Origin of the sequence: Roseicyclus marinus, assembly GCF_036322625.1 — a bacterium.
GTDB lineage: Bacteria > Pseudomonadota > Alphaproteobacteria > Rhodobacterales > Rhodobacteraceae > Roseicyclus > Roseicyclus marinus_A.
Window position 1 is genome coordinate 2,594,855 of record NZ_AP027266.1, and the last position, 21,813, is coordinate 2,616,667.

Consider the following 21,813-nt stretch of genomic DNA (forward strand, 5'->3'; position numbering starts at 1 on the left):
CGCAAATTGCCTGCCTTATAGACGGGGACAGACCGGGTGCAAGGTGCGAATGGCGGTTGGCCGGTGCGCGATCTGGGCCAGAGGGCATGGTGCGCCTAAAGGCGCACCCTACGCGGCGCGCATCTGGCGGGTGGCGGGGGAGGGATAGAGGTAATCGCGCGTCAGCGGCACCGCATCGGGGCGATGGGCGATCTGCATCTGGAACACCGCCTGCCGGTTGTGGCGGAACGTGTGTTCGGAGGCTTTCAGGTAATAGCGCCACATCCGGCAGAAGCGGTCGTCATAGAGCGCGCGGGCGCGACCCTGATTGGCCAGAAAGCGGTCATGCCAGTGGCGAAGCGTTTCGGCATAATGCAGCCGCCAGATTTCCAGATCGGTGGGGTAAAGGCCCGCCTCCTCGACCGCCGAGGACATTTCGGACAGGGCGGGCACATAGCCGCCGGGAAAGATGTATTTCGTGATCCAGGGGCTGGTGGCCCCCGGCGGCGCGATGCGCCCGATCGTGTGGATCAGCGCCACCCCATCGGGACGCAGCCGGTCGCGGACAGCGTCGAAATATTCGCGGTAATGCGGCACGCCCACATGTTCGAACATGCCGATGGACAAGACCCGGTCGAAGCTGCCCCGGACCGCGCGGTAATCGCGCAATTCGAAGCGGACGCGATCGGACAGGCCCGCGGCGGCGGCGCGTTCTGTCGCGACCTTGTGCTGTTCGCGCGAGAGCGTCACGCCCAGCACCCGCACCCCGTAATCTTGCGCCAGCGTCAGCGCCATGCCGCCCCAGCCGCAGCCGATCTCGAACACCTCCATGTCGGGGGAGAGGCAGAGCTTGGCCGCGATATGGTGTTTCTTGGCGTCTTGCGCCTGTTCGAGGGTCAGGGAGGGATCGGTGAAATAGGCGCAGGAATATTGCCGGTCGGCATCGAGGAAGAGATCGTAGAGCTCGCCCGACAGGTCGTAGTGATGGGCGACGTTTTCCCGCGCGCGATGGGCGGGGTTGTATTGGTCAAGCACCCGTTTCGCACGCCGGAGCCGCAAGGCCCAGCGCCGCCAGCCCGCATCGCTTTGCGCGGCATTGGTCGAGACCAAGGTAAAGAAGCGGTCCAGATCATCCCCCTCGATCACGAGGGTGCCGTCCATATAGGCCTCGCCCAGCGCCAGTTCGGTGGACAGGACCAGCCGCCGTGGCAAGGCGGGATCGGTCAGGGTGATGCGCAGGGCCGCCCCCTGCCCCGGTCCGTAGCGGCGGCATGTGCCGTCGGGATAGAGAATGTCCAAAGCGCCGGCCACGAAGAATTGGCGCAGCATACGGTCAAGAACCCGGTCCCACATCGCGTTTCCCCCTCGCGTTTGTGACCTGCCGAAACCTGCGGGATCCAGTGTAGCAAAAACAGGCCGGGAAAAAAACCGGAGGGCGGGGCGATGGGCGGAAACTTGATCTGTGTCAATCCAAGTTGACAGTATTTGTGGTCCAATTTCCTGACATATCGGGAGTGCGGCCATGCGAATCTGTCTCATCCATCCCAACTATCATTCGGGAGGGGCCGAAATCGCGGGCAACTGGCCGCCCGCCTGGGTCGCCTATATCGCGGGGGCGCTGAAGACGGCGGGCTTTACCGATATCCATTTCATCGATGCGATGACCGATCATGTCAGCCCCGAGGATTTGCGGGTCAAGCTGGCCGAGATCCAGCCCGATGTCGTGGGCACGACCGCGATCACGCCCTCGATCTACGTGGCCGAGGAAACGTTGCAGATCGCCAAGGAGGTGGTGCCGAACGCGCTGCGCATCCTGGGCGGCATCCATGCGACCTTCATGTACAAGCAGGTTCTGTCCGAGGCGCCGCAGGTCGATGTGATCGTGCGTGGCGAGGGCGAGGAGATCATCGTCGAGCTGATCCGGGCCTATGCCGAAGGCCGCTGGCCCGATCAGCGCGCGGCGATCAAGGGCATCGCCTATCGCGAGGGCGACGAGATCGTGGCCACACCCGCCGCCGCGACCGTCAAGGACCTGGATGCGATCACGCCCGATTGGTCGCTCTTGAAGTGGGACCAGTACATCTACGTGCCGCTCGGCGTGAAGGTCGCGATCCCCAACATGGCGCGGGGGTGCCCCTTTACCTGTTCCTTCTGCAGCCAGTGGAAATTCTGGCGCGATTACCGGGTGCGCGATCCGATCAAGGTGGTGGACGAGATCGAAAAGCTGGTGAACGAGCATGGCGTGGGGTTCTTCATCCTGGCCGACGAGGAACCGACGATCAACCGGCGCAAGTTCATCCAGTTCTGCGAGGAATTGATCAGGCGCGACCTGCCACGCCGCGTGCAATGGGGGATCAACACGCGGGTGACGGATATCTACCGCGACCGCGACCTGTTGAAATTCTACCGGTCTGCGGGGTTGGTGCATATCAGCCTCGGGACGGAGGCTGCGGCGCAGCTCAAGCTCGACCAGTTCAACAAGGAAACCAAGGTCGAGGAGAACAAGGAGGCGATCCGCCTGCTGCGGGAGGCCGATATCTTTACCGAGGCGCAGTTCATCGTCGGCCTCGACAACGAGACGGCGGAGACGCTGGAAGAAACCTACCAGATGGCCTGGGATTGGCAGCCGGATCTGGCGAATTGGGCGATGTACACGCCCTGGCCGTTCACGCCACTCTATCAAGAGCTGGGCGACAAGGTCGAGATTTTCGATTTCTCGAAATACAATTTCGTCACGCCCATCATGAAGCCCGAGGCGATGGACCGCGACGAGTTGCTCGACCGGGTGATGAACAATTACCGGCGGTTCTATTCGAAAAAGGCGCTGTTCCACTATCCGTGGCGCGGCACGGGCTATCGGCGGCGGTACCTGCTTGGATGCCTCAAGGCGTTCCTGAAGGCGGGCTTTGCGCGGCAGTTCTATGACCTGGGCAAGGTCGATTACTGGGGGCCGCAATCCAAGGGCAAGCTGAACTTCAACTTCGACCGGACGCGGACGATCGCGCCTGCGCAGATGGAGGATTGGCAGTCCAAGCAGGATATCGCGGCGCAGAAACGGGCGGCGAAGCTGTCCAGAGCCGGCGATTTCAAGATGCCCAACGGGGCGGAGGTGAAGGCCACGCCGGAGGCCATCAAGGCTTGCGGTGGCGGGGAGCAGCAGATGGAGGAGGCGGGCAAGATCCCCGCCGAATGATCCATGGCCGAGGCAAGCGCCCGGATCGGGCCCAATGCGATCTTGCAGTTCGTGCCGGTGCTGGAGGCGGCGCGGGGGCCCGATGAGACAGCCCATATCCTGGCCATGGCCGGGATCATCACGCTGCCCGACCCTGCGAAAGGCTTGATCGCGGAGGGGCCTGCGGCGCGGTTGCACCAAATGGTGCGGCAGGCCCTGCCCCAGGATGCGGCGCGGCTGGCGGCAGAGGCGGGGCGGCGGACGGGGGATTACATCCTGGCCCATCGCATCCCGAAGGCGGCGCAGGCGGTGCTGAAGCTCTTGCCCGCGCGGCTGTCGGTGCCGATCCTGTCCAAAGCGATTGCGAAACATGCCTGGACGTTTTGCGGATCGGGGGAATTTCGGTTGGAGCCGGGGGTTCCGCCGGTTTTCGCGATCCTGGACAACCCGGTGGTGCGGGGCGAGGTGTCGGAGGTGCCGCTGTGCCATTGGCATGCGGCGGTGTTCGAGCGGCTGTTCACCGCGATCTGCGGGACGGGGTGGCAGGTGGTCGAGACGACCTGCTGCGCGCAGGGCGCGCGCGCCTGCCGGTTCGAGCTGCGGCGGGGGCGGTGAGGGGGCGGAAAACCCGGGTTTTCCGTGTGGGAAACCTGCAGGTTTCCCCCGACGTTATTCCGTGATCGGTTCGGGCGACTGGAACACCCGGTCGCGGCCCGTGGCATCGGTGATCGTCACGGTCGCGATGGGGCGGATCAGCCGCTCGCCCAGGATTTCTTGCAAGATGAAGCGCACGGGATTGGTGCCTGGATCGATCTCGACCGTATAGGGATAGGGGCTGGCGCAACCCGTCAGCGTGCCCGACCAGCCGGTTTCCGCCGCCGTTTCGGGCGCAGGGCCAAGGCAGGTGGAGCCATCGCTCATCCCCACCGACAAAAGCGTGGCGTCGAGCGTCACCCGTTCGGGCATGGCAGGCCCCGTGGCGCAGGCCGCCAGCGTGGCGAGGGTCAGGGCGGACAAGAGGGCGCGGCGCATGGCAGGACCTTTCGGGTCTGGGGTCAGAGTGACCAGAACAGCGGGATCGCAAGGCAGACGACCACGCCGAGGCTCAGGTTCAGCGGTATACCGATCCGCATGAAATCGGTAAAGCGATAGCCCCCCGGCCCGTAGACCAGCATGTTGGTCTGATAGCCGATGGGCGTAGCGAAACAGGCAGAGGCCGCGATCATCACCGCCACGACGAGCGGGCGCGGATCGACGCCCACGGCCTCGGCCAGCGCGATGGCGATCGGGGCCATGATGACGGCGATGGCATTGTTGGACACGATCTCGGTCAGGATCGTGGTCATGAAATAGACCGCCCAGACCAGCACCCAGGGCGGCAGGTCCATGAGCGCGGGCGCCACCCGCCCCACGATCAGTTCGATGGCCCCGGTGTGATCGAGTGCCGCCCCCACGGCGAGCATGGCGAAGATGAGCGCAAGCAAGCGCCCCTCGACAAAGGAAAACGCCTCGTCCGCGTCGATGCAGCCCGTCATCAGCACGAGGGCCACCGCGATGACGGCCAAGGCAAGGATCGGGGCCACGTCGAAGGCAGCGAGCGCCACGATCCCCGCCATGGCCCCGATGGCGATGGGGGCCTTGGCCCGGCGATAGGCGCGTTCGGAGGGTTGGGAGACATCGACAAGATCCATGTCGGCGGCAAGCCGCTGGATATCGGCGGGATCGCCCTCGAGGAGCAGCGTGTCGCCCACGCGGATCGACAGGTTGTCGATCTGGGTGCCGATATTCTGGTTCCGCCGATGCACGGCCAGGGGATAGACCCCGTAGCGGCGGCGCAGGCGCAGATCGCCCAAGGTGCGCCCCACCAGCCGCGCGCCGGGGGTGATCAGCACCTCGACCGTGGTGGTACGGACCGACGACAGCTTGTCGACCGTCTTGAGTTCCTTGGAGGCCTGAAGCCCCAGAACCTCGGCCATGTCGGTGCGCAGGACGATGCGGTCGCCCGCCTGCAGCACGACCTGATCCATCGCGCGCCGGAGCGAGGCATCGCCGCGCAACACGTCGATCAGGCGCACGCCGTCGCGTTTGAACATGTCGACCTCGGTCACCTTCTGGTCGATCAGGGCGGAATCCTCGGGCACCGCGACCTCGGTGAAGAACTTGGCCTTGGACCGTCCCGCGCCCAGCATCGCGGCCATCGAACTGCGCTCGGGCAAAAGGTGGCGACCGATGAGGGTGAGGTAGATCATCCCCCATGCGACGACGACAAGGCCGATGGGCGTGATCTCGAAAATGGTGAAAGGTTCCAGCCCCTCGGTCCGGGCGACGCCATCGACCAGCAGGTTGGTGGAGGTGCCGATCAAGGTCAGCGTGCCGCCCATGATCGCGGCATAGCTGAGCGGGATCAGAAGCTTGGAGGCGGAGGTGTCGAGGATCCGCGAAATCTGCACGAAGACCGGGATCATGATCACCACGATGGGCGTGTTGTTCATGAAGGCGGAGGCCAGTGCCACAATCCCCAAAAGCGCCGTGATCGCGATGGTGGGGTTGGAGGCGGCCTTGGCCTCGGCAAACTTGGTGAGGCGGTCGAGGCTGCCGGTGCGCACCAAAGCGCCCATGACGATGAACATGGCCGCGATGGTCCATGGCGCGGGATTGGCCAGAACCTCGGTCGCGCGGTCGAAGGGCAAAAGCCCGAGGATCAACAGGACCGAGACGCCCGCGATGGCCACGACCTCGGTCGGCCAGCGCTCGCGCAGGAAGAGCGCGAACATGAGCACAAGCAGCGCCAGCGTCAGCAGGCCTTGGCCGGTCTGGGACAGGGGCAGGTCGATCATCATGCGTCCTTGCGCGGGAGGCGCGCCGGAGGTCGAGTGTAGCGATTGGACAAGGCGCGGCAAGCGCTGCCACGTGGGCGGGGTGGCGGCCGGGCCGCCATGCCTATTCCGCAGGCACAGGTTCGGGCGGTTTGCGCGGCTGGACGAGGGCCAGGCCCGCCATCATCAGCGCGAGCGCCGCCCAGACCCATGGCGAATAGCTTTCGCCCAGGATCAGCTTGGCCCAGAGGATGCCGAAGCCCGTCACAAGGTAGGACACCTGCGCGGCAAAGACCGACCCCGCCCGCGTCACGAGCCAGACATAGGCGGTATAGGCCAAGGCATGGCTGACCGAGGAGATGATGATCGCGACATCGGGCGCGCCCCATGGTGGCAGGGGCGAGATGAATTGCCCGGTCATGGCCGCGAGCGGCAGGGCAAGGACCATCCCCACGATGGATGCGCCAAGAAGGACCTGCAGCGCATCGAGCCCCTCGGTCCCGTAACGGGCGACGAAATTGCCCTCCACCGCGTAGAAGAGCGGCGCGATGAGCGCCACGGGCAGCCACCAGACCATGGCGGGATCGGGCAGGCTGGTGCCCGGTGCCGCGATCAGCACGATGGCCGAAAGCCCCAGGCAAAGCCCCAGGAGCCGCCGGGCCGAGAACCGGTCGAGCCCCCAAGCCAGGGCGATGGGAAAGGCCAGCATCGGGATCAGCGACAAGACGATGGACAAGATACCGGATGGCAGGTGGATCGCGGCCGTATAGCTTGCCGAATTGGGCAGGAGCGTGCCGATCAGGGCGATGATCGTGTAAAACAGGAGGTGGCGCGGTTCGCAGGGCAGCCGCCCGCCGCGCGCCAGGTTCATCGCGCCCAGAAGCAGGACGGCGATGGCGAATTGCCAGAAGATGATGCCGAAATGGCGATAGCCCTCGGAGACCGCGATCTTGGACATGGGTTGGCCAAGACCCCAGCCCGCGCCGCACAGGATCAGGATCAGGACGTAACCCAGCCGCTCGCGCGGAAGATCACGCCACATCGGGCGGGCCCTGCGGCGCAAGCCGCCCGCCAAGCCGGATCGCATGGGCGGCGGTCGCGGCCCCGGTCTTGTCATCGGTTTCGACAAAGAGCCCCGACAGCGTCGCAGGCCCTTCGGCGGGGGTGAAACGGTCCTTGGGCATGCCGGTGATGAAGCGGCGCATCGGTTCGGCCTTTTCCATGCCGATGACGGAATGGTAATCGCCGCACATGCCGGCATCGGTCTGATAGGCGGTGCCGCCGGGCAGGATCATCGCATCGGCCGTCGGCACATGGGTATGGGTGCCCACGACGACGCTGGCGCGTCCGTCGCAAAAATGCCCTGTCGCCATCTTTTCCGATGTCGCCTCGGCGTGGATGTCGATCAGGGCCGCCTGAACCGCGCCGCCGCGCGGGTATTTGCGCAAGATGCCGTCGAGCGCGGAAAACGGGTCGTCGAAGGGGCGTTTCATGAAGACCTGCCCCAAGGCCTGCGCGACAAGGACCTGACGGCCCCGCGTCGTCTTGAACACGCGCGCGCCTGTGCCCGGCGCATCCTTGGCGTAGTTCAGCGGGCGCAGGATGCGCGGCTCCTCGGTGATGAATTGCAGCATCTCGCGCTGGTCGAAGGCGTGATCGCCCAGCGTGATGCAATCGGCCCCGGCATCCAGCACCGCCTTGGCATGGGCGGCGGACAGCCCCGCGCCGCCGGTCGCGTTCTCGGCATTGACCACGACGAAATCGAGCCGCCAGTCGACGCGCAGGCGCGGCAGAGTTTCCGTGATCGCCGCCCGGCCCGCGCGGCCCATGACATCGCCGAGAAAGAGGATACGCATGGCCCGGGCTTAGGTCGCGGCGCGCGCTTGGGCAAGGTGGAAATGGAGGGCTGGGGTCAGGGGCGCAGGATGCCATCCTCGGTCACGATGGCGTCGAGCGCCACATCGGTGGGTTCGACGGGGAGGCTGGGCAGGCGTTGCGCGGCAAAAGCAAGGCCGATGGCACGAACGGGACGGGTGGCCGCGAGGCGCGCGAGCGTGCGGTCGTAGAAGCCGCCGCCATAGCCCAGACGGTTGCAGCCGTGATCGAAGGCCACGAGCGGCACGATGAGCGTGTCGGGCGTCAGCCAATCGCCGCTTTCGGGGATGCGCGCGCCAAAGGGGCCGTCGATCATCGGGGCCTCGGGCGTCCAGGCGCGGAAATCGAGCGGCTGGCCACGCCCCGCGATCACCGGCACGCAGATCCGCGCGCCCTGTTCGTGCAGCGCCGTCATGGCGGGAAGGGGATCGATCTCGGAGCGCATGGGCATGTAGCCTGCGACGGTCAGGCCATGGGCCGGGCCGATCAGCGCCAGAAGATGCGCGGTGGCGCGCGCGACCGCCCCGCTTTCGTGCCGCAGGTCGAAAGCGCGCTGGCGCGCGGCAAAGGCGGATTGGCGCAGGCTGGCCTTGACGTCGCTCATGGGAGGGACCCAAAACCCTTTACGGGGCGCGCGCAAGGCGGGGCGCGACAGGACGGCAGGGAAAGGCGACAGGATGCTCACACTCGACCATATCGCGGTGGCGGCCGAAGATCTGGAAACCGGCGCGGCAGCGGTGGAGGCGGCCCTTGGCCTGCCCTTGCAGGGCGGCGGGCAGCATGCGGCGATGGGCACGCATAACCGGCTGATGGGGCTGGGGGCGGATTACCTAGAGGTGATCGCCATCGACCCCGAGGGACAGGCCCCGGCCCAGCCGCGCTGGTTCGACCTGGACCGGTTCACGGGGAAAACGCGCGCCACGACATGGATCTGCCGCTGCGACGATCTGGAGGCGGCGCTGGCGGCCTGCCCGCCCGGTGCGGGCGTGCCATGGTCGTTGGCGCGCGGCGATCTGCGTTGGCGCATGGCGGTGCCGGTGGACGGCATCTTGCCCTTTGACGGGCTCTTCCCCGCGCTGATCCAGTGGGAGGGGGTGGCCCACCCTGCCCCGCGCCTGACGGATGTGGGGGCAAAGCTTGCTGCGTTGCGGCTGTTCTCGCCGCAGGCCGAGGGATTGCGGGCGGCCCTTGCCCCCCTGATCACGGATGCGCGGGTCACGGTGACCCAGGCCGATGCGCCCCGGATGGAGGTCGTTATCGCAACGCCGAAGGGTGAGGTCGTGCTGTGATCCGCGCGGGCCGGCCCGAGGATGCGGAGGCCATCGCGGCGATCTGGAACATCATCATCCGCGAGACGAGCCACACCTTTACCACCGCCGAGAAAGACCCCGCCACGCTTGCGACCCAGATCGGGCAACAGCCGTATTTCGTGGCCTGCGAGGGGGGTGCCGTCGTGGGATTCGTCACATGGTCGCAATTCCGCGCAGGCCCCGGCTATGCCCATACGCAGGAACATTCGATCCATATCGCGAGGGCGGCGCGCGGGCGCGGTCTGGGGCGCGCGCTGATGACCCGCGCCGAGGCGGAGGCGAAGGCCATGGGCCATCATTCGATGATCGCGGGCGTGGCGGGCGAGAATGCGGGCGGTGCGGCCTTTCACGCCGCCATAGGCTATCGCGAGATCGCCCGCCTGCCGCAGGTGGGGTGGAAATTCGGGCGCTGGCACGATCTGGTCCTGATGCAGAAAATCCTGTGATCTTTCGCGCTTTCGCCTGACAAGCGGGCTGTCTTGGGGTTAGATGGAGCCATGTCGCTCTGGACCCGCATCACCGAGGCGCTGACCGCGCTTGCCAAGGGCGAAGGCCTTTCGGCGGTGTTCGACAAGCTGCGCGCGCCGCCCGAACGGACCGTCGCCTTTACCATCGCCGTCATCGCGCTGTCGGCCAAGATGGCCAAGGCCGACGGGCTGGTGACACGCGACGAGGTGACGGCATTCCGGCAGGTGTTCCATATCCCGCCCGAGGATGAGCGCGCGGCGGCCCGCGTCTTCAACCTGGCGCGGGAGGATGTGGCGGGCTTCGAAACCTATGCCGCCCGCATCGCCGCGATGTTCCGTGCCGAGGGGCGACCCTGCGGGGTGGACAGCGTGCTCTGCGACCTGATGGAAGGGCTGTTCCATATCGCCACGGCGGATGGCGATTACCACCCGGCCGAAGATGCCTTCCTGCATCGCGTGGCCGAGATTTTCGGGATGGAGGAGGCGCAGTTCCGCCGGATGCGCGCGCGCCACGTCCCCGATGCCGCCCCCGACCCCTATGCGGTTCTGGGTGTCAGCCCCGAGACCCCGATGGACGAGATCCGCGCCGCATGGCGGGCCGAGGTGCGCATGACCCATCCCGACCGCATGATCGCGCGCGGCGTGCCGGAGGAGGCGGTGAAACTGGCCGAGAAACGCCTGATCGCCGTCAACCGCGCCTGGGAGGAAATCTCGGCCCGGTCGCCCGGTCGCGCGCCCGAGCGGGTGTGATGGACGCGCGCGCCCTGCGCATCGCCACCTATAACGTGGAATGGTTCCACGAGCTGTTCGACGACAAGGGACGGCTTCTGGACACCAACGCCTGGTCGGGGCGGCACAACGTGACGCGGGCCGAGCAGATCGCGGGGTTGATCACCGTCTTTCGGGCGATGGATGCCGACGGCATCCTGGTGGTCGAAGCGCCCGACGTGTCGCGGCACCGCAACGGCGCGGTGGCGCTTGCCACTTTCGCGCGCGAAGCGGGCATCCGGGCGCGCGAGGTCTGCCTGGGCTTTGCCAATGACACGCAGCAAGAGATCATGCTGCTTTTCGATCCCGACGTGATCCGCGCCCGCCATGCGCCAAGCGACCTGGGCGCGCCGCGGTTCGACCAGAGTTTCCGGATCGATCTGGACGTGGATGCGACCGAGGATGTCGTGACCTTTTCCAAGCCGCCGCTGGAGATGCGGCTGGACACGCCCCTGGGCGTGATGCGGATGATCGGGGTGCATGTGAAATCGAAAGCGCCCCATGGGGCGCGAAACGCCGATCAGGCGATGAAGCTGGCCATCGCGAACCGGCGCAAGCAGCTGGCGCAATGCATCTGGTTGCGCCAGAGGGTCCTGGCCCATCTGGACGAGGGGGAGCCGTTGATCCTGCTCGGCGATCTGAACGATGGTCCGGGGCTCGATGTCTTCGAGGACCTGTTCGGGCGGTCGGGGATCGAGATCGTGATGGGCTGGGGCGAGGAGCCCGAGCGCGCGCTTTTCGATCCCAATGCCGCCCGCGCGCTGGAACGCCGGATCATCGCCGCGCCCACCACGGCGCGGTTCTACATCGCATCGGAGGGGCGCTATATCTCGGCGCTTCTGGATTACATCATGGTCTCGCCCGACCTGCGGCCCATGGCGCGGCGCTGGCGGGTCTGGCACCCGTTCGAAGACCCCGATTGCTGGGAAAACGAGGGGCTGCGCGATGCGCTTTTGGCGGCGTCGGATCATTTCCCGGTGACGCTCGACCTGGTGGCGGAGGGGTGACAGGGGGCGGCGGCCTTCCCATATGCGCTTGGTGGACACGGAGGGGATGGGAATGCGGTTCAGGATGCTTTTCGCGGCTGCGCTGGTGGCGGCCGCCCCCGCTGCGGCGCAGGACGAGGGCGGCGGGTTCGGTGAGGGGCTCGACCTTTTGGGGGAGGGAAGCCGGATGATCCTCGAGCGGCTCCTTGAAGACATGCGCCCGATGCTCGACAGCGCGCGGCCCTTTTTCGAGGAGGAGCTGATGCCGCTTCTGGAGCGCCTGGGCGAGGTGGTGGATGATCTGTCCTACTACGAACTGCCCGAGCGGCTGCCCAATGGCGACATATTGATCCGCCGAAGCCCCGATGCGCCGCCCTGGGGCGAAGCGCCCCTGCCCGAGGTCGGCGAGGGGGGCGAGGTGGAGTTGTGAGAGGGGGCTCTGCCCCCGGCGCGTTCCGCGCCTCCCCCGGAGTTTTTGGGCCAAGATGAAGAGGCAGGCGCGCCGTGGGTTGAGACTGGGCGCGCGGGGGGCCATATCTGGCGGGAACACGAATTCCGAAAGGTCTGTCCATGCTGATGTCCCAGTTTTCCGCCCCCCTGCCCCGTGATGCCGCGCGCGATGGGGGTGGGGCGCCCTTGGGCGATCTGCCGGATTGGGACCTGAGCGATCTTTATGCCGCGCCCGATGCGCCGGAGTTGAAGCGGGATCTGGACTGGCTGGCGCAGGAATGCGCGGATTTCGCCGCCGATTACGAGGGCAAGCTGGCGGGCCTGGACACGGCCGGCATGCTGGCTTGCGTGCGCCGCTACGAGCGGATCGACGTGGTGGCGGGGCGGATCATGTCCTATGCGGGCCTGCGGTATTACCAGCACACAACGGATGCGGGCCGGGCCAAGTTCATGTCCGACATGCAGGACAAGATCACGACCTATACCACCGCGCTCGTATTCTTCGATTTGGAATTCAACCGCATCCCCGATGCAGGCTACGCGGCGGTCTTTGGCGGCGACCCGGCGCTGGCGCGCTACAAGCCGGTTTTCGACCGGATGCGGGCGAGAAAGCCCTACCAGCTGTCCGATGAACTGGAGAAATTCCTGCACGATCAATCGGTCGTGGGGGCGAGCGCGTGGAACAAGCTGTTCGACGAGACGATCGCGGGCATGTCCTTTGAGGTCGAGGGCGACAGGCTGGGGATCGAGGCGACGCTGAACCTGTTGACCGACCATGACCGGTCGCGGCGCGAGGCGGGCGCGCGGGCGCTGGCCGACGGTTTCGCCGAGCGGTTGCCGCTGTTCGCACGGGTCCACAACACGCTGGCCAAGGACAAGGAAATCTCGGACCGCTGGCGCAAGCTGCCGACGCCGCAAATGGGGCGGCACCTGTCCAATCACGTGGAACCCGAGGTGGTCGAGGCGCTGCGCAACGCGGTCGTCGCGGCCTATCCGCGGCTCTCGCACCGCTATTACGCGCTCAAGGCCAAGTGGCTGGGGCTGGAGCGGTTGCAGGTCTGGGACCGCAACGCGCCCTTGCCCATGGAGGAGAACCGCATCTTCGGCTGGGAGGAGGCGCGCAAGCTCGTGACCGAGGCCTATGCCGGGTTCGATCCGCGCATGGCCGAGCTGTCGGAGCCGTTCTTCACCCAGGGCTGGATCGATGCGGGCGTGAAGGAGGGCAAGGCGCCCGGCGCCTTTGCCCATCCGACGGTGGCGGAGGTGCATCCCTACGTGATGCTCAACTATCTCGGCAAACCGCGGGACGTGATGACGCTGGCCCATGAGCTGGGCCATGGTGTTCACCAGCGGCTGGCGGCGGGCCAGGGGGAATTGTTGTCCTCCACCCCGCTCACGCTGGCGGAAACGGCGAGCGTCTTTGGCGAGATGCTGACCTTCCGCAAGATGCTGGCCGAGGCCAAGGACGATGCCGCGAAGAAGGTGTTGCTGGCGGGCAAGGTCGAGGACATGATCAACACGGTCGTGCGCCAGATCGCGTTCTACGATTTCGAATGCAAGCTGCACGCCGCCCGCCGCGAGGGGGAGCTGACGCCCGAGGATATCAACGCGCTCTGGATGTCGGTGCAGGCGCAAAGCCTTGGGCCGGTGTTCGATTTCATGGAAGGCTACGAGACCTTCTGGGCCTATATCCCGCATTTCGTGCATTCGCCCTTCTACGTCTATGCCTATGCCTTTGGCGACGGCTTGGTGAACGCGCTTTACGCGGTCTATGCGGAAGGCACGCCGGGCTTTCAGGAGAAGTATTTCGACATGCTCAAGGCGGGCGGGTCCAAGCATCACAAGGACTTGCTGGCGCCCTTCGGGCTGGATGCCTCGGACCCTGCGTTCTGGGACAAGGGGTTGAGCATGATCGAGGGCTTCATCGACGAGCTGGAGGCGATGGAAGCCTGAGATGGGCAAAAGCCGCATCCCTTTCCTGTCGGACGCGGAGCTGTCGCGCTGGAAGACGCGGGCGCGGCGGTTCCTGGTGCGCGTGCGGCAGGTCGTGCCGCCGGGGGGGCGGTTGGTGCTTGGGGTCTTGCTGATGATGGGCGGGCTTTTGGCGTTTTTGCCGGTGCTGGGGTTGTGGATGCTGCCCCTGGGGCTCGCCGTTGCCTCGCTCGACGTGGTGCCGGCGCTGCGCTGGCTGCGCGGGGGGCGTTAGCCGTGCCCTTGCGCCTGACGCGGCGGGACACCATCGCGGGGGCGCTGGCCTGTCTTGCGCCACGTGTGGGCCGGACCGAGGGCGACAGGATCGCGGAGCTGGTCGCGCAGGTTTCGCCCGAGCGGTTGCGCGCCACGGTCGTGGCCTTGGCGGGCTTTCCGACGCGCTACACGCTGCACCCCGATTTCCCGCAGGTTACGGCGCACGTGGCCCAGGGCTTTCGCGAGATCGGGGTCGCGCCGGGGGGATTGGCGCTCTTGCCCTTCACGATGGAGGGCGGATTGCTGCGCCACAACGTGGTCGCGGGATCGCCCGCCGATCCGCGCGGGGTGATCGTGGTGGGCGCGCATATGGACAGCCTGTCCGAAACCCCGATGCGGCTTGCGCCCGGTGCCAATGACAATGCGACGGGCGTCGCCGCGATGATCGAGGCGCATCGGATTCTGGCCGGGGCCGCCCTGCCCTGTGGTCTGGTTTCGGTAGCGTTTGCGGGCGAGGAACAGGGCTATCGCGGCTCTGCCGCCCTTGCCGCGATGGCGCGGTCCAAAGGGTGGCGGGTGCGGCTGATGCTGAACCTCGACATGTTGGGCCATAGCCATCCCGGCCCCGATGCGCCCTTCTGGATCGAGGCGGATGAGGGGAACGCGCGGCCCGAGAATGACGCGGCGGCGCAGGCGGCGGGCGATGTCGCGGCGCGGATGGCGGCGGCGCATACGCGGCTCACCATCGCGCGATCCGACATCTGGGGCAGCGATTACATGCCCTTTGAGGCGGCGGGCTTTCCGGCGATCGGCTTTTACGACGGGGCGGCGGTCGAAGGCGCGCCGGGCTATCATTCGACCGCCGACACGGTCGACCGGATCGATTTCGACCGGTTGACCGAAGCGACGCGGCTGACCGTCGCCACGGTGGCGGCGGTCGCGCATCAGGCGGGGTGAGCGATCACTCGGCCTCGTTCGCGGGCTTGGCCTGCAACAGGCCGTAATTCGCCTCGCCCAGACGGTCGAAGAGATCGATCTGGGTTTCGAGAAAGTCGATATGCCCTTCCTCGTCGGCGATCAGCTCTTCGAAGAGCGCCTTGGAGACGTAATCCTTGACGCTTTCGCAATGATCGCGCGCCTCGATATAGAGGGTGCGGGCGTCGTGTTCGGCGGCGAGATCGGCGTCGAGCGTTTCGCGCAAAGTCTGGCCGATGCGCAGCGGGTCGAGTTTTTGCAGGTTCGGGTGGCCGCCCAGAAAGATGATGCGTTCGATCAGCCGGTCGGCATGGTGCATCTCTTCCACGCTTTCCTCGCGCGATTTGGCGGCGATGCGGCCGTAGCCCCAATCCTCCTGCAGGCGATAATGGAGCCAGTACTGGCTGACCGCCGTCAATTCGCTGCGCAGCGCCGCGTTGAGATAGTCGATGACCTTGGCGTCGCCTTTCATGGCATGTTCTCCTTTTCCTGGCCGGGGGCGTCGCCCCCAGGGCTGGTGATTGGTCAAACCTATGTATTCACGTCCGAAATTTCACGGGGGCCGCGTCAAGGACGCGCCTTGCGGCGGCGCAGGCCACGCAGGTCGGCGGGCACGCCAAGGGCGGGTGAGCTCTCCATCGTTGCGAGAAACAGGGGCAGACAGCCGCCGCAATCGGCCTTGCGGCCCAGCGCGCGATAGACCTTGCCGGGGGTGATGATCGTGTCGGGATCGGCGGCGCGCATCCAGTCGATGGCGCCGTGGATGTCGGTGTCGCTGATGCCGGTGCAGGAACAGACGATCATGGGCGCTGTCCCCGGCTGACAGGATTGGCCTGCCGGTCGATCAGCCGCTCGATCATGGCCGAAAGGGACGGACAGCAGGCCGCGCCGAATTCGGACAGGAGGTCCGCGGCAAGCGCCACCGGACCGGCGGCGGGGACGGATCGCGGCGATGAGGTCGTGGGACGGGTCATGGGCCACCTCGCAACGGGATGGCCCAAACCTGACAAATTCAGTCGGACACGTCAATCCTTACTAAAAGGATCGGCTAATTATTGTGACCCGGCCTCAAAGCTTGTTGTGAGACCCGTCGCAGAGCGGTTGGCGCTGGCTGGCCTTGCAGCCGCAAAAGAAGACCTTTCCGTCCTTTTCGGCGGTCCATTTCTGCGGCTGAAAGCCCGTATCCTTATGAGATCCATCACAAAACGGCTGCTTTTGCGATTTGCCGCAGGCGCACCAGAAATAGGTTTTTCCCTCGGTCACCTCGACGGGGAACGGGGCTTTCTGGGCGATGACGGGTATGTTGTCGGACATCTGGCAGGGTTCCTTGGCTGGATGATTGTCCGCAACTTGGGCCGCTTGCGCGCAGCGTCAATCCAGATCGGTCCAGGGCCAGGGTTTCACGTCGGAGGCCGCCGATTGATAGCGCGCGGCCTTGGCCATCCAGATGCCGAGATCGGTTCCGAAATCGGCAAGGCGCTGGTTGCGCTCGCCGGTATTGATCAGCATCACCACGAATTGCACCACCGTCAAAAGCGTCAGAACGGTCTGGCCGAGGCTGAGCATGACGGCGATGATCACCATGTGAACAAGGCGCAAGGCCATGCTTTCACGGGGAGATTCCGGTTGGTCCCCGTTCAGGCGGCCAGCGATCCTTTCGTCGTCGTTGCGATCCATCATCGTGACATCCCCAGTTTGTCCAGAACCGCGTCGATGGCGATCTGGGTGCCGCGCGCGGTTTCCAGAGGATAGGGGAAATCCGCGCCGTCGAGAAGGGTTGCGGCCATCGCCTCGACCTGGAGCGCGTATTGGCGCGCTTCGGGGAAGGAATGGGTCTCGAACGGCTGGCCGTCGTGGGCGAGGAGCAGATCGGCCTGCGCATATTGGCCCGCGTTGAAGGGCGCGGTGAGGGTCATCCGGCCCGCGCTGCCCTGAAAAACCATGGTTTGATAACGGGTTGCGCGCATCGAGACGTGGAAGGAAAAGCGGATGTCACCTGCGCGCGCCTGCACCCAAGTCGAGGTGTCGACGCCGTTTTCAACGGTCGCATCGGCCCAGAGAATCGTAGGCTCCAGCCCCGTGGCAAAGCGGAAGGCACCAATCGGATAGACGCCCACATCGCGCAATGCGCCGCCCGCAAGATCGACGGAAAGGCGAATATTTGCAGGATCTTCAAGGCCATAGGTGAAAGCGCCCGTGACGGTATGAAGCTTGCCCAGCGCGCCCTTGGCGATCAGCGCGCGCGCCTTGTGCCATTGGGGGTGATGGGCGGGCATCCAGGCTTCGGCGATGATCTGGCCGGTGCGGTCGCGGGCGGCGATCAAATCGTTGAATTCGCCGGATTTCAGCGCGATGGGCTTTTCGCAGAGCACGGATTTTCCCGCCTCGGCGGCGCGGATCGACCAGTCCACATGGAGCGCGTTGGGCAGCGGGATATAGACGGCGTCGATCTCGGGATCGGTCAGAAGTTCCTGATAGGATTGATGAATTTTCAGCCCCGGCGCGATGGCGGCAAAGGGCGCGGCGCGGGACGGGTCGCGCGTGGCGATGGCGGCAAGGCGCGAGCGGCGCGCCTCGTTGATCGCGGGGGCCATGGTCTTGCGGGCAAAGCCCGAGGCGCCAAGGATGCCCCATCGGATGTGATCGCGTGTCATGGCAACAGGCGTAGCGCGGCGGCAGGGGGGCGGGAAAGACCCCGAATGTCTTGCCACAGGGTTAATTTTTCGGGGCAGACGTAAACGGTTTCCGAAGGCGGGGGTTCATTGTTCACGTTTCGGAAACAAAACCGCCGCCCGCGGGGGGAGGACCCGACAGGCGGCGGCATGGGAGGATCGCGGGACCGTCAGGCGGTCGCCAGCATCCCCTGTTCGCGGGCCAGATCGCGCATCCGCTTTTGCAGCTTTTCGAAGGCGCGCACCTCGATCTGGCGGATGCGTTCGCGGCTGACATTGTAGACCGAGGACAGATCCTCGAGCGTGACGGGTTCATCCTGCAACCGGCGCTGGGTCAGGATATCGCGCTCGCGTTCGTTCAGCACCTCGAGCGCCTTGGACATGAGCGCCATGCGCTGGTCGAATTCGTCGCGCTCGGCGTAATCGGAGGCCTGGTTGGCGCTTTCATCCTCGAGCCAGTCCTGCCATTGGGCCGACCCGTCGTCATCCGACCCGATGGTGGCGTTGAGCGAGGCGTCGCCGCCCGACAGACGCCGGTTCATCGAGATCACCTCATCCTCGGTCACGCCGAGGTCATGGGCGATGCGCGCGACGTTTTCGGGGCGCAGATCGCCCTCTTCCAGCGCGCCGATGCGGGCCTTGGCCTTGCGCAGGTTGAAGAAGAGTTTTTTCTGCGCCGAGGTCGTGCCAAGTTTCACCAAGGACCAGGACCGCAGGATGTATTCCTGGATCGAGGCGCGGATCCACCACATCGCATAGGTCGCAAGGCGAAAACCCTTTTCGGGATCGAAGCGTTTGACGGCCTGCATCAGGCCCACATTCGCCTCGGAGATCACCTCGGCCTGGGGAAGGCCATAGCCGCGGTAGCCCATGGCGAGCTTGGCGGCCAGGCGCAGGTGGCTGGTGACGAGCTGGTGGGCGGCTTCGGTATCCTGATCCTCGACCCAGCGCTTGGCGAGCATGTATTCCTGCTCGGGTTCCAGCATCGGGAACTTGCGGATTTCCTGAAGATAGCGGTTCAGTCCCTGTTCCGGCGACGGGGCCGGGAGATTTGCGTAGGTCGACATGGGCATGGACCCCCTGTTAGGCTCCTGTTGCGGTTTATGTAAACCCGCTTAACTTTTCGTCAAGAGCCGAAGTGAACGTTTCGGTTCAGAATGTGCATCTTGCGATTGCGAACAGCAAGTCGCGTTACCGTGATTTCACGTGCATGTGTGCACATGTTTCAGAGCCGATCCGAACGGCTTCAGCCAAAGGGTGGCCACAGGGAAGGAGGCAAGATGCCTGCCAGAACCCAAGCGCGCATCGCCGGATGCCTCTATGTCGTGATCATCCTTTGCGGGATGAGCGCGGAATTGATCTTTCGCGGGCCTTTGCTTGCGCCCGGCACGGCGGAGGGGGTGCTGGCCGCGATCCTTGCCGCGCCGGGACTGTTACGGGGGGCGATCTTGCTCGATGTGGCAATGATCGTGGCCGATGTGGCGCTGGCCATCCTGCTTTACCGGCTGTTGCGCTTTGTGTCGGAACCCGTGGCGCTGGCGGCGATGGTGTTCCGGCTGATGCAGGCAGCGGTGATCGCGGCAAGCCTGCTGGCGCTGGTGGCGGTCGATGCGCTGGCGCTGCGCGGCGCGGGCGTGGAGGCGGGATTGGTGCGCGGCCTGATGGAGGTGCATGGCATCGGCTATGACCTGGGGCTGATCCTGTTTGCGGCAAATACCGGGCTGACCGCGTGGCTTTTGGCGCGATCGGGATGGGTGCCGCGCGCGCTGCCCTGGCTTTTGGCGGCGACGGCGCTGGTCTATGTCACGGGCAGTGTCACACGCATCGCGGCGCCTGAGTGGAACGCGCTGGTGCAGCCTGCCTATGGCGTGGCGCTGGTCGCGGAAAGCTGGTTTGCGCTGGTGCTGCTCTTCGGGGCGCGCGTGGCGCGGGGTTAGAGCGCGCGGAGCGCCTCGATCAGCTCGGCCATCTCGGGGGGCAGATCGGCCTCGAACGCCATTTCCTCGCCCGTCACGGGATGGACAAAGCCCAGCCGCGCGGCATGGAGCGCTTGCCGGGGAAAGGTGTTGATGCGCTCGGCCAGATCCGCCCCCAGCGTCTTGTCCGACACCTTGCGCCGGCCGCCATAGACGGGATCGCCGACGAGGGCATGGCCGACATGGGCCATATGGACGCGGATCTGGTGGGTGCGCCCGGTTTCCAGCCGACAGGTCACAAGGGTGACGGGACCGAGCGGTTCCTCGACCCGGACGCGGGTGACGGCGTGACGGCCGCCCTGGAACAGGACCGCCTGACGCTGGCGGTCGGTCTTGTGGCGGGCGAGCTGGGTGGTGATCTTGAGGATCGCGCCGGGTTCGAAATTCACGCCCTTGACCCCGTTCAGGCGCGGGTCGGCGGCATCGGGCAGCCCGTGGCAGAGCGCGATATATTCACGGTCGACGCTATGGGCGGCGAATTGATCGGCCAGCCCGTGATGGGCGGCATCCGATTTCGCGACGACCAGAAGGCCCGATGTATCCTTGTCGATGCGGTGCACGATGCCGGGGCGCTTTTCGCCGCCCACGCCCGACAGGTTGCCGCCGAAATGATGGAGGAGCGCGTTGACGAGCGTGCCGCCGGGCGAGCCGGGGGCGGGATGGACGACCATGCCGGCGGGCTTGTTGATGACGATCAGGTCGGCGTCTTCGTGGCGGATGTCGAGGTCGATGGCCTCGGGGGCGGTTTCGACATCGACGGATTCCTCGACCGTGATGGCGATCACATCGCCCTCGGCCACCTTTGTGCGGGGGTCGGTGACGGGGGTGCCGTTCAGGCGCACCGCCCCGTCTGCGATCAGGCGCATGAGGCGCGAGCGGCTCAGATGCGCCTGCTCTGGCACATCGCGGGCCAGTGCCTTATCAAGGCGGGGGGCCGGGTCCGGCCCGATTTCGACCGTCACGATATGGGTGGGCATGGGCGTGGAGCCTCCTGAAACCTCGGGTGCCGGGGGCGATCTGCCCCCCCAGCTGCGCTGGCTGAAGCGGCTGGTGACGGTTCTGACCGTGACGATGATCGGCGGGGTTCTAGCGATCAGCGCGGTGCTTGTCATCCGGTTGAACGCCGAAAGCGCGCCGGTGTTCGTCGCGCCGGGCGATTTCGTGCTGCCGGATGGCGTGGGATTGGTCGGGATCAGCGTGGTCGAGGGGCGCGTGGTCGTCGTGGGCGATGACGGGATGATCCGGGTTTTCGACAGCGAAAGCCGGGAGATGATCCGCGAGATACCGGTGGAATGAGGGGGGATGGTACCAGCGCCCCGGCTCGAACGGGGGACCTCCTGATCCACAATCAGGCGCTCTAACCAACTGAGCTACGCCGGCACAACAGTGTCTGGCGCGGGGGATAGCGCCGGGGGCCGAGGATTGCAAGGGGTCAGGCGCGCGGGGAAAGCGGGCGCGCCCATTCCTGTTCCACGAGGTCCTGGCCGAAGCTGTGAACGGGTTTCGAGGCGATGCAGGCAAAGCCGTTTCGCGCATAAAGCGCGCAGGCCGCGCGGTGGCTTTCATGGGTCCAGAGCGTCATACGGCCATAGCCCGCCCCGCGCGCGAATTCCATGCAGGTGTCGAGCAGGCGTTGGCCAAGGCCGATGCCCCGCGCCTGCGGCTCCAAGAGGAACAGGCGCAGCTTGGCGGTGTCGGGCGCGGGCCCCGCGACGCAGAAGATGGAGCCAAGGCGGCGCCCCCCGGCCCGCGCGATCCAGCCGCGTTCGCGGGCGGGGTCGTGATGGTCGAGGAAATCGGCCAGGATGCGGGCGACGAGCGGTTCGAAACTCGCGTCAAAGCCCGCCTCGGCGGCATAAAGCTCGGCATGGCGCTGGATCAGCCAGCCCGCATCGCCGATGCGCAGGGTATCAAGCACCACCTCGCTTGCAGAAAGCGCCATCTGCCGCTACCTCCGGTCTTCAGTTTTGGAGATGGCACCGATGGGCATCAACAGCGAAAGCGACATGGCGGCGAATTTGCAGATCGGGCCGACGACGCTTGGCATGGTCAGGATCTACGTGGAGGGCGATGGGATCGACCTGCCGCTCGACTTCGACCCCGAAGAGGCCGAGGAGATCGCCGAGGAATTGCGCGCGGCGGCGGCGGCGGCCCGCGCGATGGGCAAGAAGCAGCGCTGA

General features: G+C 66.0%; 28 protein-coding genes and 1 tRNA gene. 13 read left to right on the plus strand and 16 right to left on the minus strand.

Annotated features, from left to right (window positions below; translation table 11 throughout):
- Window positions 1-108 precede the first annotated feature (108 nt).
- Entirely contained in the window at window positions 109-1,332 is a 1,224-nt protein-coding gene (locus AABA51_RS12385; RefSeq protein ID WP_338272219.1) for an SAM-dependent methyltransferase, read from the minus strand.
- A gap of 169 nt (window positions 1,333-1,501) precedes the next feature.
- Between AABA51_RS12385 and bchE the strand changes: the two genes are divergently transcribed.
- Window positions 1,502-3,172, plus strand: a complete 1,671-nt coding sequence (gene bchE / locus AABA51_RS12390; RefSeq protein WP_338272220.1) for a magnesium-protoporphyrin IX monomethyl ester anaerobic oxidative cyclase — start codon at window positions 1,502-1,504, stop codon at window positions 3,170-3,172.
- Between the two features lie 3 nt (window positions 3,173-3,175).
- Entirely contained in the window at window positions 3,176-3,766 is a 591-nt protein-coding gene (gene bchJ / locus AABA51_RS12395; RefSeq protein WP_338272221.1) for a bacteriochlorophyll 4-vinyl reductase, read from the plus strand.
- Between the two features lie 54 nt (window positions 3,767-3,820).
- Here the strand turns inward: bchJ and AABA51_RS12400 are convergent, their stop codons facing one another.
- The 5 genes from AABA51_RS12400 to AABA51_RS12420 all read right to left on the minus strand — a co-directional run bounded on the left by AABA51_RS12400 (window position 3,821) and on the right by AABA51_RS12420 (window position 8,446).
- Window positions 3,821-4,183: a hypothetical protein gene (locus AABA51_RS12400; RefSeq protein WP_338272222.1), complete on the minus strand. Its 363-nt coding sequence runs from the start codon at window positions 4,181-4,183 to the stop codon at window positions 3,821-3,823.
- 23 nt (window positions 4,184-4,206) lie between these two features.
- A complete protein-coding gene (locus tag AABA51_RS12405; RefSeq protein ID WP_338276569.1) occupies window positions 4,207-5,988 on the minus strand; it encodes an SLC13 family permease in 1,782 nt (593 codons plus the stop codon).
- A gap of 103 nt (window positions 5,989-6,091) precedes the next feature.
- On the minus strand, window positions 6,092-7,009 hold the full coding sequence (locus AABA51_RS12410) for a DMT family transporter (protein ID WP_338272223.1): 918 nt from the start codon (window positions 7,007-7,009) through the stop codon (window positions 6,092-6,094).
- On the minus strand, window positions 6,999-7,823 hold the full coding sequence (locus tag AABA51_RS12415; RefSeq protein ID WP_338272224.1) for a TIGR00282 family metallophosphoesterase: 825 nt from the start codon (window positions 7,821-7,823) through the stop codon (window positions 6,999-7,001). Before AABA51_RS12415 ends, AABA51_RS12410 begins: the two co-directional genes overlap by 11 nt.
- A 56-nt stretch (window positions 7,824-7,879) precedes the next feature.
- Window positions 7,880-8,446: a 5-formyltetrahydrofolate cyclo-ligase gene (locus AABA51_RS12420; protein WP_338272225.1), complete on the minus strand. Its 567-nt coding sequence runs from the start codon at window positions 8,444-8,446 to the stop codon at window positions 7,880-7,882.
- Between the two features lie 73 nt (window positions 8,447-8,519).
- Here AABA51_RS12420 and AABA51_RS12425 point away from each other — a divergent pair, with 73 nt between their 5' ends.
- The 8 genes from AABA51_RS12425 (at window position 8,520) to AABA51_RS12460 (ending at window position 14,967) form a co-directional block, all read left to right on the plus strand.
- Window positions 8,520-9,131, plus strand: coding sequence for a VOC family protein (locus AABA51_RS12425; RefSeq protein WP_338272226.1), 612 nt, complete (start codon window positions 8,520-8,522; stop codon window positions 9,129-9,131).
- Window positions 9,128-9,598: a GNAT family N-acetyltransferase gene (locus AABA51_RS12430; protein ID WP_338272228.1), complete on the plus strand. Its 471-nt coding sequence runs from the start codon at window positions 9,128-9,130 to the stop codon at window positions 9,596-9,598. Before AABA51_RS12425 ends, AABA51_RS12430 begins: the two co-directional genes overlap by 4 nt.
- 51 nt (window positions 9,599-9,649) lie before the next feature.
- On the plus strand, window positions 9,650-10,369 hold the full coding sequence (locus AABA51_RS12435) for a J domain-containing protein (protein ID WP_338272229.1): 720 nt from the start codon (window positions 9,650-9,652) through the stop codon (window positions 10,367-10,369).
- Between the two features lie 14 nt (window positions 10,370-10,383).
- Window positions 10,384-11,394 (plus strand): endonuclease/exonuclease/phosphatase family protein, encoded by a 1,011-nt coding sequence (locus tag AABA51_RS12440; RefSeq protein WP_338276572.1) that lies wholly within the window; start codon window positions 10,384-10,386, stop codon window positions 11,392-11,394.
- A 52-nt stretch (window positions 11,395-11,446) separates the two neighbouring features.
- Complete coding sequence (locus AABA51_RS12445; RefSeq protein WP_338272230.1) at window positions 11,447-11,803, plus strand: AAA+ family ATPase; 357 nt, start codon at window positions 11,447-11,449, stop codon at window positions 11,801-11,803.
- Window positions 11,804-11,943: 140 nt separating this feature from the next.
- Complete coding sequence (locus tag AABA51_RS12450) at window positions 11,944-13,776, plus strand: M3 family oligoendopeptidase (RefSeq protein ID WP_425328809.1); 1,833 nt, start codon at window positions 11,944-11,946, stop codon at window positions 13,774-13,776.
- 1 nt (window position 13,777) lies between these two features.
- A complete protein-coding gene (locus AABA51_RS12455) occupies window positions 13,778-14,029 on the plus strand; it encodes a hypothetical protein (RefSeq protein WP_338272231.1) in 252 nt (83 codons plus the stop codon).
- A gap of 2 nt (window positions 14,030-14,031) precedes the next feature.
- Window positions 14,032-14,967 (plus strand): M28 family metallopeptidase, encoded by a 936-nt coding sequence (locus AABA51_RS12460; RefSeq protein ID WP_338272233.1) that lies wholly within the window; start codon window positions 14,032-14,034, stop codon window positions 14,965-14,967.
- A 4-nt stretch (window positions 14,968-14,971) separates the two neighbouring features.
- On the opposite strand, the gene bfr is transcribed toward AABA51_RS12460, so the two are convergent.
- From bfr to rpoH, 7 genes are all read right to left on the minus strand, one after another.
- The gene (bfr, locus tag AABA51_RS12465) at window positions 14,972-15,457 is read right to left on the minus strand and encodes a bacterioferritin (protein WP_338272234.1); all 486 of its coding nucleotides are present in this window, start codon (window positions 15,455-15,457) and stop codon (window positions 14,972-14,974) included.
- A 95-nt stretch (window positions 15,458-15,552) separates the two neighbouring features.
- Window positions 15,553-15,789: a (2Fe-2S)-binding protein gene (locus AABA51_RS12470; RefSeq protein ID WP_338272235.1), complete on the minus strand. Its 237-nt coding sequence runs from the start codon at window positions 15,787-15,789 to the stop codon at window positions 15,553-15,555.
- Entirely contained in the window at window positions 15,786-15,959 is a 174-nt protein-coding gene (locus AABA51_RS12475) for a hypothetical protein (protein ID WP_338272236.1), read from the minus strand. The genes AABA51_RS12470 and AABA51_RS12475 overlap by 4 nt, the downstream gene beginning before the upstream one ends.
- Before the next feature lie 94 nt (window positions 15,960-16,053).
- Window positions 16,054-16,299 (minus strand): CDGSH iron-sulfur domain-containing protein, encoded by a 246-nt coding sequence (locus AABA51_RS12480; RefSeq protein ID WP_338272237.1) that lies wholly within the window; start codon window positions 16,297-16,299, stop codon window positions 16,054-16,056.
- A gap of 57 nt (window positions 16,300-16,356) precedes the next feature.
- Entirely contained in the window at window positions 16,357-16,662 is a 306-nt protein-coding gene (locus AABA51_RS12485; protein ID WP_277827784.1) for a DUF4389 domain-containing protein, read from the minus strand.
- Window positions 16,662-17,639, minus strand: a complete 978-nt coding sequence (locus tag AABA51_RS12490) for a Gfo/Idh/MocA family protein (protein WP_338272238.1) — start codon at window positions 17,637-17,639, stop codon at window positions 16,662-16,664. Before AABA51_RS12490 ends, AABA51_RS12485 begins: the two co-directional genes overlap by 1 nt.
- A 188-nt stretch (window positions 17,640-17,827) precedes the next feature.
- The gene (gene rpoH / locus AABA51_RS12495) at window positions 17,828-18,724 is read right to left on the minus strand and encodes an RNA polymerase sigma factor RpoH (protein ID WP_338276577.1); all 897 of its coding nucleotides are present in this window, start codon (window positions 18,722-18,724) and stop codon (window positions 17,828-17,830) included.
- A gap of 213 nt (window positions 18,725-18,937) precedes the next feature.
- On the opposite strand from rpoH, the gene AABA51_RS12500 reads away from it, so the two are divergent.
- Window positions 18,938-19,594 carry a DUF4386 domain-containing protein gene (locus AABA51_RS12500; RefSeq protein WP_338272239.1) on the plus strand — a complete coding sequence of 219 codons (657 nt, stop codon included), beginning with the start codon at window positions 18,938-18,940 and terminating at the stop codon, window positions 19,592-19,594.
- On the opposite strand, the gene AABA51_RS12505 is transcribed toward AABA51_RS12500, so the two are convergent.
- Window positions 19,591-20,610 (minus strand): RluA family pseudouridine synthase, encoded by a 1,020-nt coding sequence (locus AABA51_RS12505; protein ID WP_338272241.1) that lies wholly within the window; start codon window positions 20,608-20,610, stop codon window positions 19,591-19,593. The two genes, AABA51_RS12500 and AABA51_RS12505, sit on opposite strands and share 4 nt — an antisense overlap.
- On the opposite strand from AABA51_RS12505, the gene AABA51_RS12510 reads away from it, so the two are divergent.
- A complete protein-coding gene (locus AABA51_RS12510; RefSeq protein WP_338272242.1) occupies window positions 20,609-20,929 on the plus strand; it encodes a DUF6476 family protein in 321 nt (106 codons plus the stop codon). The genes AABA51_RS12505 and AABA51_RS12510 overlap by 2 nt on opposite strands.
- A 7-nt stretch (window positions 20,930-20,936) precedes the next feature.
- Here AABA51_RS12510 and AABA51_RS12515 read toward each other — a convergent pair.
- Both AABA51_RS12515 and AABA51_RS12520 read right to left on the minus strand, forming a co-directional pair.
- Window positions 20,937-21,013, minus strand: a tRNA-His gene (locus tag AABA51_RS12515).
- Window positions 21,014-21,065: 52 nt separating this feature from the next.
- Entirely contained in the window at window positions 21,066-21,575 is a 510-nt protein-coding gene (locus AABA51_RS12520; protein WP_338272243.1) for a GNAT family N-acetyltransferase, read from the minus strand.
- A gap of 40 nt (window positions 21,576-21,615) precedes the next feature.
- Between AABA51_RS12520 and AABA51_RS12525 the strand changes: the two genes are divergently transcribed.
- On the plus strand, window positions 21,616-21,813 hold the full coding sequence (locus AABA51_RS12525; RefSeq protein ID WP_338272245.1) for a DUF6324 family protein: 198 nt from the start codon (window positions 21,616-21,618) through the stop codon (window positions 21,811-21,813).

Coding starts and splice junctions, on each gene's coding strand:
- AABA51_RS12435 (WP_338272229.1), top strand. CDS start 9,650: ATGTCGCTCTGGACCCGCATCACCGAGGCGCTGACCGCGCTTGCCAAG.
- AABA51_RS12470 (WP_338272235.1), bottom strand. CDS start 15,789: ATGATCGTCTGTTCCTGCACCGGCATCAGCGACACCGACATCCACGGC.
- bchE (WP_338272220.1), top strand. CDS start 1,502: ATGCGAATCTGTCTCATCCATCCCAACTATCATTCGGGAGGGGCCGAA.
- AABA51_RS12475 (WP_338272236.1), bottom strand. CDS start 15,959: ATGACCCGTCCCACGACCTCATCGCCGCGATCCGTCCCCGCCGCCGGT.
- AABA51_RS12400 (WP_338272222.1), bottom strand. CDS start 4,183: ATGCGCCGCGCCCTCTTGTCCGCCCTGACCCTCGCCACGCTGGCGGCC.
- AABA51_RS12505 (WP_338272241.1), bottom strand. CDS start 20,610: ATGCCCACCCATATCGTGACGGTCGAAATCGGGCCGGACCCGGCCCCC.
- AABA51_RS12425 (WP_338272226.1), top strand. CDS start 8,520: ATGCTCACACTCGACCATATCGCGGTGGCGGCCGAAGATCTGGAAACC.
- AABA51_RS12500 (WP_338272239.1), top strand. CDS start 18,938: ATGCCTGCCAGAACCCAAGCGCGCATCGCCGGATGCCTCTATGTCGTG.
- bchJ (WP_338272221.1), top strand. CDS start 3,176: ATGGCCGAGGCAAGCGCCCGGATCGGGCCCAATGCGATCTTGCAGTTC.
- AABA51_RS12385 (WP_338272219.1), bottom strand. CDS start 1,332: ATGTGGGACCGGGTTCTTGACCGTATGCTGCGCCAATTCTTCGTGGCC.
- rpoH (WP_338276577.1), bottom strand. CDS start 18,724: ATGTCGACCTACGCAAATCTCCCGGCCCCGTCGCCGGAACAGGGACTG.
- AABA51_RS12455 (WP_338272231.1), top strand. CDS start 13,778: ATGGGCAAAAGCCGCATCCCTTTCCTGTCGGACGCGGAGCTGTCGCGC.
- AABA51_RS12490 (WP_338272238.1), bottom strand. CDS start 17,639: ATGACACGCGATCACATCCGATGGGGCATCCTTGGCGCCTCGGGCTTT.
- AABA51_RS12410 (WP_338272223.1), bottom strand. CDS start 7,009: ATGTGGCGTGATCTTCCGCGCGAGCGGCTGGGTTACGTCCTGATCCTG.
- AABA51_RS12415 (WP_338272224.1), bottom strand. CDS start 7,823: ATGCGTATCCTCTTTCTCGGCGATGTCATGGGCCGCGCGGGCCGGGCG.
- AABA51_RS12405 (WP_338276569.1), bottom strand. CDS start 5,988: ATGATCGACCTGCCCCTGTCCCAGACCGGCCAAGGCCTGCTGACGCTG.
- AABA51_RS12485 (WP_277827784.1), bottom strand. CDS start 16,662: ATGGATCGCAACGACGACGAAAGGATCGCTGGCCGCCTGAACGGGGAC.
- AABA51_RS12525 (WP_338272245.1), top strand. CDS start 21,616: ATGGGCATCAACAGCGAAAGCGACATGGCGGCGAATTTGCAGATCGGG.
- AABA51_RS12450 (WP_425328809.1), top strand. CDS start 11,944: ATGCTGATGTCCCAGTTTTCCGCCCCCCTGCCCCGTGATGCCGCGCGC.
- AABA51_RS12480 (WP_338272237.1), bottom strand. CDS start 16,299: ATGTCCGACAACATACCCGTCATCGCCCAGAAAGCCCCGTTCCCCGTC.
- AABA51_RS12520 (WP_338272243.1), bottom strand. CDS start 21,575: ATGGCGCTTTCTGCAAGCGAGGTGGTGCTTGATACCCTGCGCATCGGC.
- AABA51_RS12445 (WP_338272230.1), top strand. CDS start 11,447: ATGCGGTTCAGGATGCTTTTCGCGGCTGCGCTGGTGGCGGCCGCCCCC.
- bfr (WP_338272234.1), bottom strand. CDS start 15,457: ATGAAAGGCGACGCCAAGGTCATCGACTATCTCAACGCGGCGCTGCGC.
- AABA51_RS12510 (WP_338272242.1), top strand. CDS start 20,609: ATGGGCGTGGAGCCTCCTGAAACCTCGGGTGCCGGGGGCGATCTGCCC.
- AABA51_RS12420 (WP_338272225.1), bottom strand. CDS start 8,446: ATGAGCGACGTCAAGGCCAGCCTGCGCCAATCCGCCTTTGCCGCGCGC.